A 15,602-nucleotide genomic window follows, 5' to 3' on the forward strand; every position below is an offset into this window, starting at 1 on the left:
CCAGAACACTACGCCGAGGGTATAAGGCAGCCAGTTTGAATGCATGCAGCACGTCTTTCGTCAGATGAGGGCGGCGTTGCCGTCGACACCGGCGCGCGCGAAAAACCGCAACGATAGCAAACACGCCCTGCATAGAAATGCGCACAAATCCACAGGCAATAAAAAAGCGCCCCGAAGAGCGCTTTTTCGATCCGACAGTTGCCGGGTAATTACTTGACCGTGGCCTTCTTGACCAGGCTTTCGCGGTACTGCGCGACTTGACGCTGTTGCAGCTGTTCCGCGACCTGCTGCTTGACTTCTTCCAGCGGCGGGATCTTGGCAGCGCGCACGTCTTCCAGCTTGATCACGTGGTAGCCGTATTGCGACTTGACCGGGGTCTCGGTGATGGCGCCTTTTTGCAGGGCGACCATGGCTTTCGAGAACTCAGGCACGTAGTTGGCCGGGCTTGCCCAGTCCAGGTCACCGCCGTTCTGGGCCGAACCGTCTTTCGACTGCTTGGCCAGCTCTTCGAACTTGGCGCCGCCTTTCAGCTTGGCGATGATCGCCTTGGCGTCTTCTTCCTTGTCGACCAGGATGTGGCGCGCGTGGTATTCCTTGTCGCCCATCTGTGCTTTGTACTTGTCGTACTCGGCCTTGATCTCGGCGTCCTTGACCGGGTTCTTCTTGACGTAGTCCGCCAGCATCGCGTTGATGATGATGCTTTGACGGGCATTGTCGATCGCTGCCTTGACTTCGGCGCGGTTGCCGATGTTCTGCTTGTCGGCTTCCTGGATCAGGACTTCACGACCGATCAGGTCTTTCTTGATCATCTCGCGCAGCTGCGGCGAATCCGTGGCGCGGCCCTGGGCGACGACTTGCTTGACGAGCTGGTCGACCTTGGCCTGCGGGATCGCTTTGCCATTGACGGTTGCAGCGTTTTGCGCGAGTGCCGGCAGCGCAACCAGTGCGGACATGGCTAACAGCAGGCGGGCTGGCTTCAAAATCATTGTTGTGATCCTATATAAACACGAAAAGTATCGCCGCAGGCGACGAAAACCGGTGCCCGCGGGCACCGGCGATTGCATATCTTACTGCACCTTTGCCTTTTTGACCATTTGCTCCTGGTACTCTTGCAGCTTGCGCTGCGACAGGGCTTCGGCGATCTGTGGCTTGACCTGATCCAGGGCCGGCAGGGTCAGCGGACGGGTGTCGTCGACCTTGATCACGTGGAAGCCGGCCTGGGTCTTGACCGGGACGTCGGTGATCGCGCCTTTTTGCAGCTTGCTGAAGCCGGCTGCGAACTCAGGCGGGAACTGCGACGGTGGAGCCCAGTCCAGGTCGCCGCCGTTGTTGGCGGTGCCGGTGTCCTTGCTCTGCTTGGCCAGTTCTTCGAACTTGGCGCCGCCTTTCAGCTTGGCGATGACGGCCTTGGCTTCGTCTTCGGTACCCAGCAGGATGTGGCGCACGTGGTATTCCTTGTCGCCGTTGGCAGCTTTGGCCTTGTCGTACTCGGCCTTGATTTCCGCGTCGCTCACCGGATTCTTGGTGATGTAATCGCGCGCCAGCTGGTTGACGACGATGGTCTGGCGGGCGTTGTCGAGCGCCTGCTTGACTTCAGGCTTCTTGTCGAAACCCTGCTTGACGGCTTCCTGCATCAGCACTTCGCGGGTGATCAGTTCTTCCTTGATCGCGGCGCGCAGTTGCGGCGAATCCTGGCCCTGGCCTTGTGCCACGACCTGCTTGACGGCTTCGTCGAGGCGCGACGACGGAATCGCCTTGCCGTTGACCACGGCGGCGTTCTGGGCGAAGGCGGATGCCGAAACGACGGCGATCAATGCTAACAGCAGGCGTGCTGGCTTAAAAGTCATGTGGTGTTCCTGTGACGGGGAAAGTTGCTTGGACGAGATTAGATTAATTCTTGTAACTGCCAGTTCAATTGTCGAACAAATTTCTTAATCCTGCCTGAAAAACGGTGGCTTGGGACGACGGCGACGCCGCTCAAGGCAGCTCGGAAGGCGCCACCGCGTTGATGGCCAGGGCGTGGACTTCCGACTTGTTGATCATGTCGTGCACGGCATCATACACAAGACGATGACGCATGACCAGCTTGAGTCCTTCGAACCTGGATGACACGATTTTGACCGTGTAATGGCTGCCGCCGGAGGCCGCGCCGGCGTGTCCGGCGTGCAGGTGCGAGTCGTCGATGATCTCGAGCGAAGTGGGGGCCAGTTCGGCCTCGATCAGGGCGCGCAGGCGCTCGGTGCGGTCATTGGTGGTCATGCGTCTTCCTCCTTGATGTATTTAGAGAGCATCATCGCCTGGATCATGGTGAAGGCGAAGAAGATGCCGGTAAAGCCGAACAGCTTGAAGCTGACCCAGGCGCTGGTATCGGTACGGAACACCACGAAGGCCATCAGCAGGTTCAGCAGGCCCATGGCCACGAAGAACAGGATCCAGACGTAGCCGACCCGGTTCCACACCGGATCGGGCAGGTTCATGTGCGCTTCCATGACCGAGCGCATCAGGTTCTTGCGGTAGAACACCTGGGCTACCAACAGTACCGCGGCGAAGGCCCAGTACAGGATGGTCGGCTTCCACTTGATGAAGGTCTCGTCATGGAAATAGATGGTGGCGCCGCCGGCGACCAGGATCACGCCCAGCGACAGCCACAGCATGGTGTCGATCTTGCGGCCGCGCACCAGCAAATAGCCGATCTGCAGCGCGGTGGCGACGATCGCCGCCGCCGTGGCCAAGAGGATCGCCGATTGCGAAGCCGGTACCGCGCCGCCCGCCGTCATGAAGCCGAGGAACTCGACGGCCATGCGGTGCGCCCAGTCCTGGTTGTTGTCGCCGTATTTATAGACGCCGAAGAACAGCAGGACCGGGAAAAAGTCGAACAGGAATTTCATCTAAGTGTGACCCTTACTTCGGCTCGAAGCGCATCGCGGCCGAGTTGATGCAATAGCGCAGGCCGGTCGGCGGCGGGCCGTCCGGGAACACGTGGCCGAGGTGGGCGTCGCAGACGGCGCAGATGATCTCGGTGCGGATCATGCCGTGGGTGCGGTCTGTCTTTTCGATGACGTTTTCCGGGTCCAGCGCGCGGAAGTAGCTGGGCCAGCCGCAGCCGGACTCGAACTTGGCGTCCGATTCGAACAGGGGGGTGTCGCAGCAGACGCAATGGTAGATGCCATGCTCGTGGTGGTCCCAGAATTTGCCGGTGAAGGCGCGTTCGGTGGCGGCGTGGCGCGTCACCTGGTATTCCATCGGGTCGAGCTGGGCGCGCCATTCGGCATCAAGCTTGGTCACTTTGTCGGTCATGATTCTCTTTCTCGGGTAAAACCTGTCAATCAGGAAGAGCAGCTCACTTCGAGATGGGCTGCCCAGTCGGGCGGCAGGGCCGCGTACGATTCATTTTCTGGCTGTTCGTCGAACGGGCGCTCGAGCACCGCGAGCAGGCGCTGCACGCCGCCGAAGTCGCCGTTCTGTGCCTGTTCGATTGCGGTCTGCGCCAGATAGTTGCGCAGGACGTACTTGGGATTGACGCGTGCCATGGCCGCGCGCCGGCTGGCGTCGACGCTGTTTTCGCTGCGCAGCCGGGTGCGGTAGGTCGCGGCCCAGGCATCAAACGCTGCGCGGTCGATGAACAGGTCGCGTAGCGGCGCGTCGGCGGCAGGGCCGGCGTCGTCGAGCCTGAGTTCGCCCAGGCGGCGGAAGAACAGCGTGAAGTCGGCATGGTTGGCCTGCAGCAGGCCGAACATGGCGTCGAACAGGCCAGCGTCTTCTTCGCGCGTTTCATTCAGGCCGAGCTTGGCGTGCAGCAGGGTGTCGAGCTGGCGCCCGAACTCGGGGCGGTAGACGTCGAGTGCTTCCTCGGCGGTTTCCGGCTCGCCGATCAAGGGTAGCAGGGCATTGCCGAGCGCATAGCAGTTCCAGTGGCCGACCGGCACCTGGTTCGCGTACGAGTAGCGCCCGCGGCTGTCGGTGTGGTTGCAGATGTGGTTGGCGTCGAATGCTTCCATGAAGCCGAACGGGCCGTAGTCGAGGGTCAGGCCCAGGATCGACATATTGTCGGTGTTCATCACGCCGTGCATGAAGCCGACCGCCTGCCAATGCGCGATCATGCGCGCGGTGCGGCGCGTGACTTCGGCCAGCAATTCCTTGTACGGATTGTCGGCGCCCTGCAGTTCGGGATAGAAGGTGCGGATCACGTAGTCGGCCAGCAGGCGCAGTTCGTCGCGTTGGCCGCGCGACTCCCAATGCTCGAACGAGCCGAAGCGGACAAAGGTCGGCGCCATGCGCGTGACCACGGCGGTGGTTTCCATGGTCTCGCGCGCGACTTGCTGCGGCGAGCCGGTGACCATCAGGGCGCGCGTGGTCGGGATGCCGAGTGCGGCCATCGCTTCCGAGCACAGGAATTCGCGGATCGACGAGCGCAGTACGGCGCGGCCGTCGCCCATGCGCGAATACGGGGTACGGCCGGCGCCCTTGAGTTGCAGTTCCATCGGACCGCTGGCGGTAGCCAGGTCGCCGAGCGTGATGGCGCGGCCATCGCCCAGCTGGCCGGCCCAGACGCCGAACTGGTGGCCCGAATACACGGCCGACAGCGGCTGCGAGCGTGGCGCCACCTTGTTGCCGGTGAACAGTTCGACGAAGTCGGGACGTGCGAGATCGGCCGCATCCAGCCCGAGCAGGGCGGCGGCAGGGCTGCTGGCCGCGATGAAATGGGGCGACGGCAGCGGCGTCGGCATCAGGCGCGTGTAAAACGCCGGCGGCAATTCGGCGAACGAATTGTTCAGGGGCAGGTCGTCAGCAGTAATGGCAGTTCCCGTTGCGGTGAAGTCGGTGAGTGAGTCAGGACAGCATCTGGGCACGATTTTACCGCACCAGCCTGATTCTATTCGCGCACCACTGCAATGCGGACCGGCGTTACATCCGGTAACGCGCCCGCATGCGGGCACGGCATGCGCTTGATGCAGTGCATCATCGAAAAGCGTTGACGCGCCGGCGCCGGCGGCACGACACTTTCCATCATGTTGCCAATCTGTTCACGGGAGCGCCAATGACCGATTTGCCGATGAGCCCCCTGATGGGCCAGATGATGGATCAGCCGCTGCTGATCTCGACCATCATCGAATTCGCCGCACGCCACTATGGCGACACCGAGATCGTCTCGCGCCGGGTTGAGGGCGACCTGCACCGCTACACCTACCGCGACTGCGCGCGCCGTTCGCGCCAGCTGGCCTCGGCGCTCGGCAACTTGGGCGTGGCGATGGGCGACCGCGTCGCCACCCTGGCCTGGAACGGCTACCGCCACATGGAACTGTACTACGGCGTGTCCGGCTCGGGCGCGGTGCTGCACACCATCAATCCGCGCCTGCACCCGGAGCAGATCGCCTACATCGTCAACCACGCCAACGACGAATACCTGTTCTTCGACCTGACCTTCCTGCCGGCGATCGAAGCGATGGCGCGCCACTGCAAGACGGTCAAGGGCTACATCGCCCTGTGCGGCCGCGCGCAGATGCCGCGCGAGAGCGGCATCCCGCTGCTGCTGTGCTACGAGGAACTGGTCGAGGCGGCCTCGCCCGACTACGCCTGGCCGCAGTTCGACGAACGCTCGGCGGCGGCGCTGTGCTACACCTCGGGCACCACCGGCAATCCGAAGGGCGCGCTGTACTCGCACCGCTCGACCGTGCTGCATGCGTATGCATCGAGCATGCCGAATGCGCTCAACGTCTCGGCGCACGACGTGGTGCTGCCGGTGGTGCCGATGTTCCACGTGATGGCCTGGGGCCTGCCGTATTCGGTGCCGCTGTCGGGCGCCAAGATGGTGTTCCCGGGGCCGGCGCTGGACGGCAAGTCGCTGTACGAACTGTTCGAAGCGGAAAAGGTCACGTTCTCGGCCGGGGTGCCGACCGTGTGGCTGGGGCTCTTGAATCACGTGGTGCAGAACGACTTGCGCTTCTCGAGCTTCCGCCGCACCGTAATCGGCGGCTCGGCCTGTCCGCCGGCGATGATGGATACGCTGATCGACCGTTTCGGCGTGGAAGTGGTGCATGCCTGGGGCATGACCGAGATGTCGCCGCTCGGCACCGCCTGCACCCTGATGGCCAGACACGATGCGCTAAGTCCGGATGAGCGGCGCGCCGTGCTGCGCAAGCAGGGCCATGCAATCTATGGCGTGGACATGAAGATCGTCGACGACGACGGCACCGAACTGGCGTGGGACGGCACGACCTATGGCCATCTGCTGGTCAAGGGACCATGGGTAGTGTCGGGCTACTTCCGCGACGAAGGAGGTGAAGTGCTGCAGGATGGCTGGTTCCCGACCGGCGACGTGGCCACCATCGATCCTGACGGCTACCTGCACATCACCGACCGCAGCAAGGACGTGATCAAGTCCGGTGGCGAGTGGATCGGCTCGATCGACCTGGAGAACGTGGCGATGTCGCACCCGGGCGTGCTGCAGGCGGCCTGCATCGGGGTGCAGCATCCGAAGTGGGCCGAGCGGCCGCTGCTGGTGGTGGTGCGCCGGCCCGGCATCCAGGAAGTGACGCGCGAGGAATTGCTGGCGTTCTTCAGCGGCAAGGTCGCCAAGTGGTGGATACCGGACGATGTCGTGTTCACCGATGCCTTGCCGGTCGGCGGCACCGGCAAGATCCAGAAGAACAAGCTGCGCGACGCCTACCAGGACTACCGGCTGCCGACCGCCTGAACGCGGCCGGCGGCCGGCTGCTGCGCGTGGTTCAGCCGCGACGGCGGCGGCGTACGCCGGCCAGCGCCAGCGCGCCCAGGCCCAGCATCGCGATCGAGCCCGGTTCCGGGACCATCGCCAGTTCGTTGTCGTCGAAGAAGGCATCCAGGTCACGGCCAAAATTGCGCACGAAGTGCATGGTGTAGTCGACCGAGAAGGCTGAAACCGGTACCGCGTACACGCTGCTGAAGTTGGTCCAGATGCCGTCGTGCGAATCGATGCTCGGGCTCAGGACGCTGCCGATGACGCTGCCGTCGATGCCGCGCCAGGTCAGCGATACATAGCCCTGGTCGCTCGGGTTATCCTGGTCCAGACCTTGCTCCCAGAACGACAGGCGCACCTGACGCGCCTGGCCATAGCCCGGCAGCAGCACGTTCTGGCTCAGCGAACCGAACAGGCCGCGCCCGCCGAAGAACATATAGGAGCCGGTGCGCGGGTCGATGCCCGGATCTTCACTGCCGTCGTCGATGCGCGGACTGGACACGCCGCCCACGGTCCAGCCCTCCAGCGTGCCGAGTTCGGCGCCGCCGTTGTTGAGCAGGGAGGCCTGGCTGGAGGCGGACAGGGCGAGGCAGGCTGCGGCGAAGACGAGTTTGAGTCGCATGATGGCTCCTGTGAGTATTGGTGACTATTAAGGAGGCCTCACGTTATCAGGCGAGCTCATGCGGTGCAAATACGCGCGTATCGCGAGCGCGACAGTTGCGGTTCGCCGTTGCAGCCATGCATGACTGGAAGGCGCCCGGCGTCAGGCAAAAAAAATGCCGCTGTCGCCAGCGGCATTTGTCGAGCGGTGCCCGCGCCCGTCAGTCGTGAGCGTAGATATTGTTGTCCTTGGTCTCGCGGACGAACAATGCGCCGATGACGAAGGTGATCACCGCGATCACGATCGGATACCACAGCCCGTAATAAATGTCGCCCTTGAACGCCACCAGGGCAAACGCCGTGGTCGGCAGCAGGCCGCCGAACCAGCCGTTACCGATGTGATACGGCAGCGACATCGAGGTGTAGCGGATGCGGGTCGGGAACATCTCGACCAGCATGGCCGCGATCGGACCGTACACCATGGTCACATACAGCACCAGCACGAACAGCAGCAGCACCAGCATCGGTTTGTTGATCGCCGCCGGATCGGCCTTCTCCGGATAGCCGGCCGCCTTCAGCGAACCCGTGACTTCCTTCTTGAGCGCCGCTTCGCGCGCCTTGGAGGCGTCGTCGAAGTTCAGGTTGTCCGGCGTCATGACCGCATTGAACGACTGGAACTGGGTCTCGCCGATCTTGATCGTGGCCACCGTGCCGCTCGGCGCGTCGATCCGGTTGTAGCTGACCGAGGCCGCCGTCAGCATGCGGGTGGCGATGTCGCACGAGGACGGGAATTTCTTGGTGCCGGTGGCGTCCACCTGGAACGAGCAGGTCGCCGGATCGGCCACCACCACCACCGGGGCGCTGCGGATCGCCGCTTCCAGCGCCGGGTTGCCGTAGTGGGTGATCGCCTTGAAGATCGGGAAGTAGGTCAGCGCGGCGATCATGCAGCCGCCCAGGATGATCCACTTGCGGCCGATCCGGTCCGACAGGGCGCCGAAGATAATGAAGAACGGCGTCGCCAGCAGCAGCGCCAATGCGATCAGCACGTTCGCGGTCGGCTCGTCGATCTTGAGTGTCTTGGTCAGGAAGAACAGGGCGTAGAACTGGCCGGTGTACCACACCACCGCCTGGCCCATGGTCAGGCCGATCAAGGCCAGCAGGGCGATCTTGGCGTTCTTCGGTTTCAGGAAGGCTTCCGACAGCGGCGCCTTGGAGGTCTTGCCCTCGGCCTTCATCTTGGCGAAGGCCGGCGACTCGCTCATCGACATCCGGATCCAGACCGAAATCCCGAGCAGGATCACCGAGATCAGGAACGGAATGCGCCAGCCCCAGGCCTGGAATTCCTCTTCGCCCACCAGCGTGCGGGTGCCGAGGATGACCAGGATCGACAGGAACAGGCCGATGGTGGCGGTGGTCTGGATGAAGGACGTGAACAGGCCGCGCTTGCCGTGCGGCGCGTGCTCGGCCACGTAGGTGGCGGCGCCGCCGTATTCCCCGCCCAGCGCCAGGCCCTGCAGGATGCGCAGCGTGACCAGGATGATCGGCGCCGCGATGCCGATCTGGGCGTGGCTGGGCAAGACGCCGACCAGGAAGGTCGAGGCGCCCATGATCAGGATCGTGACCAGGAAGGTATATTTTCGGCCGATCATGTCGCCCAGGCGGCCGAACACCAGCGCGCCGAACGGACGCACGATGAAGCCGGCCGCGAAGGCCATCAGGGCGAAGATGAAGGTGGTGCTGGGGTCGCCGATGAAGAACTGCTTGGCGATGATGGTGGCGAGCGAGCCGTACAGGTAGAAATCGTACCACTCAAAAACGGTGCCGAGGGAAGAAGCGGCGATGACTTTCCGTTCTTCCTTGGTGAGTCCGGCGGAGGAGGGAGCTGCCTGTCCTCCGGCGGTCATGCCGGGTGTGATAGCCATGGGTGTCTCCGTATCGATTTTTTGTGTTGCCGGGAGTGCCGACTGTCGGTCGGCGTATTGACTGTGCGCCGCGAACCTTACGCGATTCTTGCGCCAAGCTTACTCATGCCTTACGCATGACTTCATGACACGCTCGCCTCCGTGTCGGACATTGTCTCGCTCATTCGGCAGGCTCGTCCTATGCAAGCTGCAAGATGACTTGTCGGATTCTTCACGAAACGGTGCGGCGGGCGTATGCTGTTTGCCGTGCCGGCATGCTGCCGGCCACTCTCTTCAACAACAAGCAATTTTTCAGGAGTATCGATGATCAAGCACATCGTGATGTGGAAGCTCAAGGAGCAGGCCGAGGGCGCCGACCGCGCCGCCAACGCGCGCGAAATGAAGCGCCGGCTCGACGAATGCGCCCACATCGTGCCCGGCATCCATGTGTTCGAAGTCACGATCGCCCAGCCGGATCTGGAAGCGACCTACGACGTGGTGCTCTATTCGGAATTCGCCGACCGCGCCGCCTTGCAGGCTTACGCCCAGCATCCGACGCACCAGGCACTGGTGCCCTTCATCGGCGCCATCCGCGAAGCACGCCAGTGCATGGACTACGAGGTGTGATCCCCAACGGCGCTTGAGCGCCATCAAACCAATAAGGAGACCGCATGCGCACCACCCAGGAACTGTTTTCTCTGGCCGGCAAGACGGCGATCGTCACCGGCGGCTCGCGCGGGCTCGGCCTGCAGATGGCGCAGGCGCTGGGCGAGCAGGGCGCGCGCCTGGTGCTGGCCTCGCGCAAGGAAGATGAGCTGGAAGCGACCGTGGCGCGCCTGCGCGAGCAGGGCATCGACGCCGAAGGCATCGCCGCCGACCTGTCCGAGGCCGACCAGGCGCATGCCTTCGTGGACGCCGCGTTGCTGCATCTGGGCCGGGTCGACATCCTGCTCAATAACGCCGGCGCCACCTGGGGCGCGCCGGCCGAGGATTATCCGTTGGAGGCGTGGGACAAGGTGATGAACCTGAACGTGCGCTCGATCTTCCTGGTGTCGCAGGCGGTCGGCAAGCGCTCGATGATCCCGCGCCGCTACGGGCGCATCATCAATATCTCGTCGATCGCCGGCCTCTCGGGCAATCCGCCCGACGCCATGCAGACTCTGGCGTACAACACATCCAAGGGCGCAGTGGTAAATTTCACCAGAACACTTGCTGGTGAATGGGGCCGGTACGGGATCACGGTCAATTCGATCGCCCCCGGCTTCTTCCCGTCGAAGATGACCCGGTCGGTGCTGGCGACCTACGGCGCCGACAACCTGGCGCACGCGGCGCCTCTGAACCGGCTTGGCGACGACGAGGACCTGAAGGGCGCGGTGGTGCTGTTCGCCTCCGACGCCGGCAAGCACATCACCGGGCAGACGCTGGCCGTGGATGGCGGGGTGACGGCGGTGTGAGCCGCCGCCCGTCCATCGCAGGTCGAGCGGCCTGGCCGGTGCCAACGTAGAACATGAGGGCGAAGACGATGGACGAGTTTCACGGAAAGGTGGCGGTCATCACCGGGGCCGCCAGCGGCATGGGCCGCGAGTTCGCCAACCTGGCGGCCAGCCTGGGCATGAAGCTGGTGCTGGGCGACGTGCAGAGAAAACTGCTCGAGCACTTCACCGACGAGCTGCAGCATCGCGGCGCCGAGGTGCTGGCGATGGTGTGCGACGTGCGCAAGGGCGCGCACGTGCAGGAGCTGGCCGACTCGGCGATGGCGCGTTTCGGCGCGGTGCACCTGGTGTTCAACAACGCCGGGGTTGGCGCGGGCGGGCTGGTGTGGGAGAACTCGTGCGAGGACTGGGAGTGGGTGCTGGGTGTGAACGTGATCGGCGTTGCCAATGGCGTGCGCACGTTCACCCAGGTGATGCTCGAATGCGCGGCGGCCGATCCGGGGTATCGCGGCTGGATCGTGAACACGGCCTCGATGGCGGGACTGATGAATGCGCCGGCACTGGGGATCTATAATGCGTCCAAGAGCGCCGTGGTAGCGCTGAGCGAGACCCTGTACCACGACCTGAAGCTGGTCGATGCGCCGATCGGGACCTCGGTACTGTGCCCGTATTTCATTCCGACCCAGATCGCGCATTCGCACAAGCACCGGCCGGACGAACTGCGCACCGATGCCATCATGACCGCGAGCCAGCTGGCGGCGCAGGCGCTGACCGAGAAGGCGGTCGGGTCGGGCAAGGTGTCGGCCCAGGAGGTGGCGGCACTGACCTTCGATGCGATCCGCGAAGGACGCTTCTGGGTGTTTTCGCATCCGCAGGCGCTGGGGGCGGTGAAGGAACGGGTCGATGCGCTGGTGCAGGGCAAGCAGCCGGTGGATCCGTATGCGGCGATGCCGCATTTGAAGGAGATCCTGAAAGCCGGGATGAAGGGGCGGCGCTAGCCGGCGGGCGCGGAGGCTTGGTCGAAAGGCCGGTCGTGTTCGGACGATCGGCTGCCGGCATGCCCGCAGTTATTGCGCTTCGACCACTCCAGGCTGTACCACCCGCTCATGCAGCTCCGGTTCCATCCCCTTGTACAACTTGACCACCGTCGACGTCCGCGTCCCATACCCCGGCGTCTCGATACACACCGGCGACAGCATCCGCTCCACCTCGATCGGCATCCCGGTCTCCGGCAAACGCACGTCCGGCGCGCGCGTGGTATCGGCCAGCATTTCGAAATAGGCGTCTTCCGGCGCTCCCTGGCACAGCAGGCTCGCGAACTGCGCCTTGGTACGCAGCACCTTCGGCCACGGCGCGTCGAGCAGGCCATTGGAAATGCCGTAGATGCGGCCGCGCTCCAGCGGCTGGCCGTTGCGCGGATCGGCGCCGCCCCGGTTCGAATACCAGTACAGCGATTCGCCATCGCCCAGCACCAGGTTGTAGCCGTTGTAGACGTCGCCGTGTTCGACGATGCGGCGCAGGTAGTCCGGCGCAGTCACGTCCTCGCGCAGGAAGTCGGCCACCAGCGCCCCGCGCGACGGCGCATCGAGACGCCGTTCCTCAGGCGCGCGGATATTGGTCAGAGCGGCGAAGCGCGGTCCGTTGCACCCGACCAGCGACACCCCCATCCAGCTGCCACCGCCCTGCAGATCGCGCCCTGCGATCACGTGCGGCGCATCAAGCCAGGGACCGGCCGGGGTGGCGGGGCGGTCGTAGAATTCGTCGCGGTTGGCCGCGGCGATGACGGGCATGCCCGGCAGGACGTGCCATGCGAAGACGATCAGGCACATGGCGGCAGGTCCGTAAAGATTTCGGCGCGGCGCGGACCGTCGATCAGGCCTTCGAAGCCCGCTTCCGAGGCGGCGCGCGCCAGCAGGTCGGCAAAGCCATCGTCCACGCCGGGATAGATTTCCATCCAGGTCTGCACGCCGTCCTTTTCTTCGGGACGGCGTTTCAGCTGGCCGCGCACGCCGTCATGCGCGGCGACGCGTTCCTGCATGGCGCGCACCAGCGGCGCCAGGCGCGACGCGTCCTGGCTGCGTACCTTGTAATAGACGTACAGGTCGATCATCGTCAATCGTCGATTGGATCAAGGCTGTACGGCATCGGCAGGAACTCCAGCCGGGCGCCGGCGCTCGAACCGAGGTGGACCGATTCGTCCAGGGCGGCGAGCTTGATCTCGACCAGCGCGTCGGCGCCACCGGCACCGTTCGGCGCGGCATTGACCACCATGCCGCACGGCTGGTCCGGGTCGGCGCTGGAAAACACTTCGTCGCCGGCGCGGGCGGCGGCGTTGTCGATGCTGACCAGGGTGGCGCGGCGCTTGATCTTGCCGAGGTACTTGGTGCGGGCGACGATTTCCTGGCCCGGGTAGCAGCCTTTCTTGAAATTGACGCCGCCCAGCAGTTCGAGGTTGATCATCTGCGGCACGAACTGTTCCTGGGTCGCGGCGCTGACCTGCGGTTCGCCGGCGTGGATCGTGGCCAGATGCCAGGCCTGGTTGCCGCCCAGCGCCAGCGTTTCCTTGAGTGCCGGCAGGGCGGCGCTGGCCGCTTCGAACGAAGCCAGCCACAGGTAGCGCGGTGCGCCGAACGCATCGTTCAGGCGCAGCACGGTGCCGAAGGCGCCCTGGGTCTTGCTCATCGGCGTTGCCGGCAGCGTGTCGACATGCGCCGCCAGTGCAGCCTGCGCCGCCGCGCCGCCCAGGCCGAGCACGGCCGCGAACGGCGCCTCGTCGGTGGCGTCGCGCAGCTTGGCCTTGGATCGCATCACGAACATGCTCAGGCGTTTCTGCAGCGGCGGCTGGATCGCGCGCGGCAGCTGCAGGTAGACGGCTTCGTCGTCGCGCCACATCAGGAAGCTGGCCTGCAGGCGGCCCTTGGGCGTGCAGAAGCCGGCGAAGCGTGCCTCGGCCGTGCCCAGGTGCTCGACGTCGTTGGTCAGCTGGCTGTGCAGGAATTTGGCCGCGTCTTCGCCGGCGATGGCGGTCAAGCCTTGGTCGGTCACGGGGGCAACGAAGCCGCGGGTCAAATCGCCGACCGTCAGCGGACGGCCGAAATCCTCGACCTCCGCAGCCTGGCCTATGGCGGCCCCGTCAATATGAAAGCGTGCGCCGTGCGCAGAGAGGTGTTCAGTCCAGTTACTCATGAAAATCCGAAATGTTTTGCAATTAGGCTTTATCATTACGGGCTCATTATAGAGTTGTCGGGAAAATCGCGCCGGAGGCGCTGCAATCTCCGGCCAGCCCGTACCAACCAACATACTTACATGGCACTGATAAAAAATCTCGTGGTTGCCGGCGTCGTCGCCGGATTTGCAGCGGCCGGCGGCTTCGCCTGGTGGTCCAAGAATCCCTTGCCCACGCCCCAGCAGCGGGTCGAATTCAACGTCAATCCCGGCAGCGGCGTCGGCGCCGCAGCCCAGCAGATGGTGGACGCGGGTGTGCCCATGAACCAGCACCTGTTCGTGCTGCTGGCGCGCCTGACGGGCGACGCGTCGCGCATCAAGGCCGGCAGCTATGAGCTGAAGCCCGGCACCAGCCCGCGCCGCCTGCTCACGCAGCTGGTGAAAGGCGAGTTCGCGCAGCAGTCGGTGACCATCATCGAAGGCTGGACCTTCAAGCAGATGCGCGCCGCGATCGCCGGCCACACGCGCCTGAAGCACGACACCCTCAAACTGTCGGACGCAGAGCTGATGGCTCAGATCTCGACCGACTACAAGGATCCGGAAGGCCTGTTCTTCCCGGACACCTACCTGTTCTTCAACGGCACCTCGGAACTCGAGATCTACAAGCGTGCCCACCAGGCCATGCTGAACCACCTGAACGATGCCTGGGAAAAGCGCAATAAAGAGCTGCCGTATAAATCGCCGTACGACGCGCTGATCATGGCCTCGATCGTGGAAAAGGAAACCGGCCAGAAGAGCGAGCGCAACATGATCGCCGGCGTGTTCGTCAACCGCCTGCGCACCGGCATGCTGCTGCAGACCGATCCGACCGTCATTTATGGCATGGGCGAGCGTTTCGACGGCCAGATCCGCAAGAAGGATCTGCTGACCGACACTCCGTACAATACTTATACGCGCAGCGGCCTGCCACCGACGCCGATCGCGCTGCCGGGCCTGCAGTCGCTGCACGCGGCGCTCGAGCCGGCCAGCACGCCGGCGCTGTACTTCGTGGCGCGCGGCGACGGCACCAGCCAGTTTTCGGATAACCTGCTCGACCATAACCGCGCGGTGAATCGCTACCAGCGCGGCATCCCGAGCGGCGTCATGAATGGACGAGCACAATGACGCAAGGCAGTACCATGCAGGGCAAATTCATTACCTTCGAAGGCATCGACGGCGCCGGGAAATCGACCCATGTCGGCTTCGTCGAGGCCTTCATCGAAGCACAAGGCAAGACCGTGGTCTCGTCGCGCGAACCAGGCGGTACGCCGCTGGGCGAAAAGCTGCGCGACCTGTTGTTGCACGAAAAGATGGACCTGGAAACCGAGGCGCTGCTGATGTTCGCCAGCCGCCGCGAGCACATCGCGCAGGTGATCGCGCCGAACCTGGCGCAAGGCAACTGGGTGCTGTCCGACCGGTTTACCGATGCCAGTTTCGCTTACCAGAGCGGCGGGCGCGGCCTTGACCGCGCCAAGATGGAAGCGCTGGAAGCCTGGGTGCACCCGCACCTGCAGCCCGACCTGACGCTGCTGTTCGACGTGCCGCTCGAAGTGGCGCGCGAGCGCCTGGACGCCACCCGCACGCTGGACAAATTCGAGCGCGAGCAGGCCGATTTCTTCGCCAAGTGCCGCGCCGAATACCTTCGCCGCGCCGAGCAATTCCCTGAGCGCATCGTGATCGTCGATTCCTCGCAATCGATCGACGCGATCCAGGCCCAGCTGAAACCCGTGCTGGAGAAGTTGCTGTGAC

17 protein-coding genes are annotated in these 15,602 nt (G+C 64.2%); 6 read left to right on the forward strand and 11 right to left on the reverse strand.

The window, feature by feature from the left end; translation table 11 throughout:
- Window positions 1-209: 209 nt before the first annotated feature.
- The 6 genes from RTQ83_RS18115 to RTQ83_RS18140 all read right to left on the reverse strand — a co-directional run bounded on the left by RTQ83_RS18115 (window position 210) and on the right by RTQ83_RS18140 (window position 4,850).
- Window positions 210-986, reverse strand: a complete 777-nt coding sequence (locus tag RTQ83_RS18115; RefSeq protein WP_312517458.1) for a peptidyl-prolyl cis-trans isomerase — start codon at window positions 984-986, stop codon at window positions 210-212.
- Between the two features lie 81 nt (window positions 987-1,067).
- Window positions 1,068-1,847, reverse strand: a complete 780-nt coding sequence (locus tag RTQ83_RS18120; RefSeq protein WP_312517460.1) for a peptidyl-prolyl cis-trans isomerase — start codon at window positions 1,845-1,847, stop codon at window positions 1,068-1,070.
- A gap of 130 nt (window positions 1,848-1,977) precedes the next feature.
- A complete protein-coding gene (locus RTQ83_RS18125) occupies window positions 1,978-2,259 on the reverse strand; it encodes a BolA family protein (protein ID WP_312517462.1) in 282 nt (93 codons plus the stop codon).
- Entirely contained in the window at window positions 2,256-2,888 is a 633-nt protein-coding gene (locus RTQ83_RS18130) for a septation protein A (protein WP_312517465.1), read from the reverse strand. Before RTQ83_RS18130 ends, RTQ83_RS18125 begins: the two co-directional genes overlap by 4 nt.
- A 13-nt stretch (window positions 2,889-2,901) precedes the next feature.
- On the reverse strand, window positions 2,902-3,297 hold the full coding sequence (msrB, locus tag RTQ83_RS18135) for a peptide-methionine (R)-S-oxide reductase MsrB (RefSeq protein ID WP_312517468.1): 396 nt from the start codon (window positions 3,295-3,297) through the stop codon (window positions 2,902-2,904).
- A 29-nt stretch (window positions 3,298-3,326) separates the two neighbouring features.
- Entirely contained in the window at window positions 3,327-4,850 is a 1,524-nt protein-coding gene (locus RTQ83_RS18140) for a protein adenylyltransferase SelO (RefSeq protein WP_409456126.1), read from the reverse strand.
- 188 nt (window positions 4,851-5,038) lie between these two features.
- On the opposite strand from RTQ83_RS18140, the gene RTQ83_RS18145 reads away from it, so the two are divergent.
- The gene (locus tag RTQ83_RS18145) at window positions 5,039-6,694 is read left to right on the forward strand and encodes a 3-(methylthio)propionyl-CoA ligase (RefSeq protein ID WP_312517471.1); all 1,656 of its coding nucleotides are present in this window, start codon (window positions 5,039-5,041) and stop codon (window positions 6,692-6,694) included.
- 31 nt (window positions 6,695-6,725) lie between these two features.
- Here the strand turns inward: RTQ83_RS18145 and RTQ83_RS18150 are convergent, their stop codons facing one another.
- A complete protein-coding gene (locus RTQ83_RS18150; protein WP_312517474.1) occupies window positions 6,726-7,337 on the reverse strand; it encodes a PEP-CTERM sorting domain-containing protein in 612 nt (203 codons plus the stop codon).
- A gap of 199 nt (window positions 7,338-7,536) precedes the next feature.
- On the reverse strand, window positions 7,537-9,237 hold the full coding sequence (locus tag RTQ83_RS18155) for an MFS transporter (protein WP_312517476.1): 1,701 nt from the start codon (window positions 9,235-9,237) through the stop codon (window positions 7,537-7,539).
- Window positions 9,238-9,540: 303 nt separating this feature from the next.
- Between RTQ83_RS18155 and RTQ83_RS18160 the strand changes: the two genes are divergently transcribed.
- The 3 genes from RTQ83_RS18160 to RTQ83_RS18170 all read left to right on the forward strand — a co-directional run bounded on the left by RTQ83_RS18160 (window position 9,541) and on the right by RTQ83_RS18170 (window position 11,647).
- The gene (locus RTQ83_RS18160) at window positions 9,541-9,843 is read left to right on the forward strand and encodes a Dabb family protein (RefSeq protein WP_312517479.1); all 303 of its coding nucleotides are present in this window, start codon (window positions 9,541-9,543) and stop codon (window positions 9,841-9,843) included.
- A gap of 44 nt (window positions 9,844-9,887) precedes the next feature.
- Window positions 9,888-10,670, forward strand: coding sequence for an SDR family oxidoreductase (locus RTQ83_RS18165; RefSeq protein WP_312517481.1), 783 nt, complete (start codon window positions 9,888-9,890; stop codon window positions 10,668-10,670).
- Window positions 10,671-10,738: 68 nt separating this feature from the next.
- Complete coding sequence (locus RTQ83_RS18170; protein WP_312517483.1) at window positions 10,739-11,647, forward strand: SDR family oxidoreductase; 909 nt, start codon at window positions 10,739-10,741, stop codon at window positions 11,645-11,647.
- Window positions 11,648-11,716: 69 nt separating this feature from the next.
- On the opposite strand, the gene RTQ83_RS18175 is transcribed toward RTQ83_RS18170, so the two are convergent.
- From RTQ83_RS18175 to RTQ83_RS18185, 3 genes are read right to left on the reverse strand one after another with little or no spacing between them, the layout of a single operon-like run.
- Window positions 11,717-12,478, reverse strand: a complete 762-nt coding sequence (locus RTQ83_RS18175; protein ID WP_312517486.1) for an NRDE family protein — start codon at window positions 12,476-12,478, stop codon at window positions 11,717-11,719.
- Window positions 12,469-12,759 (reverse strand): DUF4936 family protein, encoded by a 291-nt coding sequence (locus RTQ83_RS18180; protein ID WP_312517488.1) that lies wholly within the window; start codon window positions 12,757-12,759, stop codon window positions 12,469-12,471. Before RTQ83_RS18180 ends, RTQ83_RS18175 begins: the two co-directional genes overlap by 10 nt.
- Window positions 12,760-12,761: 2 nt before the next feature.
- Window positions 12,762-13,835 carry a folate-binding protein gene (locus RTQ83_RS18185; RefSeq protein WP_312517491.1) on the reverse strand — a complete coding sequence of 358 codons (1,074 nt, stop codon included), beginning with the start codon at window positions 13,833-13,835 and terminating at the stop codon, window positions 12,762-12,764.
- Between the two features lie 120 nt (window positions 13,836-13,955).
- Between RTQ83_RS18185 and mltG the strand changes: the two genes are divergently transcribed.
- Complete coding sequence (gene mltG / locus RTQ83_RS18190; protein WP_312517494.1) at window positions 13,956-14,978, forward strand: endolytic transglycosylase MltG; 1,023 nt, start codon at window positions 13,956-13,958, stop codon at window positions 14,976-14,978.
- Window positions 14,975-15,601: a dTMP kinase gene (gene tmk, locus RTQ83_RS18195; protein WP_312517496.1), complete on the forward strand. Its 627-nt coding sequence runs from the start codon at window positions 14,975-14,977 to the stop codon at window positions 15,599-15,601. Before mltG ends, tmk begins: the two co-directional genes overlap by 4 nt.
- Window position 15,602 lies beyond the last annotated feature (1 nt).

The organism is Massilia sp. (assembly GCF_031995545.1).
Lineage (GTDB): Bacteria > Pseudomonadota > Gammaproteobacteria > Burkholderiales > Burkholderiaceae_D > Telluria.

Bases quoted from the DNA above. Each gene is read 5' to 3' on its own strand.
- RTQ83_RS18115 (WP_312517458.1), bottom strand. From the start codon at position 986: ATGATTTTGAAGCCAGCCCGCCTGCTGTTAGCCATGTCCGCACTGGTT.
- RTQ83_RS18120 (WP_312517460.1), bottom strand. From the start codon at position 1,847: ATGACTTTTAAGCCAGCACGCCTGCTGTTAGCATTGATCGCCGTCGTT.
- RTQ83_RS18125 (WP_312517462.1), bottom strand. From the start codon at position 2,259: ATGACCACCAATGACCGCACCGAGCGCCTGCGCGCCCTGATCGAGGCC.
- RTQ83_RS18130 (WP_312517465.1), bottom strand. From the start codon at position 2,888: ATGAAATTCCTGTTCGACTTTTTCCCGGTCCTGCTGTTCTTCGGCGTC.
- msrB (WP_312517468.1), bottom strand. From the start codon at position 3,297: ATGACCGACAAAGTGACCAAGCTTGATGCCGAATGGCGCGCCCAGCTC.
- RTQ83_RS18145 (WP_312517471.1), top strand. From the start codon at position 5,039: ATGACCGATTTGCCGATGAGCCCCCTGATGGGCCAGATGATGGATCAG.
- RTQ83_RS18150 (WP_312517474.1), bottom strand. From the start codon at position 7,337: ATGCGACTCAAACTCGTCTTCGCCGCAGCCTGCCTCGCCCTGTCCGCC.
- RTQ83_RS18155 (WP_312517476.1), bottom strand. From the start codon at position 9,237: ATGGCTATCACACCCGGCATGACCGCCGGAGGACAGGCAGCTCCCTCC.
- RTQ83_RS18160 (WP_312517479.1), top strand. From the start codon at position 9,541: ATGATCAAGCACATCGTGATGTGGAAGCTCAAGGAGCAGGCCGAGGGC.
- RTQ83_RS18165 (WP_312517481.1), top strand. From the start codon at position 9,888: ATGCGCACCACCCAGGAACTGTTTTCTCTGGCCGGCAAGACGGCGATC.
- RTQ83_RS18170 (WP_312517483.1), top strand. From the start codon at position 10,739: ATGGACGAGTTTCACGGAAAGGTGGCGGTCATCACCGGGGCCGCCAGC.
- RTQ83_RS18175 (WP_312517486.1), bottom strand. From the start codon at position 12,478: ATGTGCCTGATCGTCTTCGCATGGCACGTCCTGCCGGGCATGCCCGTC.
- RTQ83_RS18180 (WP_312517488.1), bottom strand. From the start codon at position 12,759: ATGATCGACCTGTACGTCTATTACAAGGTACGCAGCCAGGACGCGTCG.
- RTQ83_RS18185 (WP_312517491.1), bottom strand. From the start codon at position 13,835: ATGAGTAACTGGACTGAACACCTCTCTGCGCACGGCGCACGCTTTCAT.
- mltG (WP_312517494.1), top strand. From the start codon at position 13,956: ATGGCACTGATAAAAAATCTCGTGGTTGCCGGCGTCGTCGCCGGATTT.
- tmk (WP_312517496.1), top strand. From the start codon at position 14,975: ATGACGCAAGGCAGTACCATGCAGGGCAAATTCATTACCTTCGAAGGC.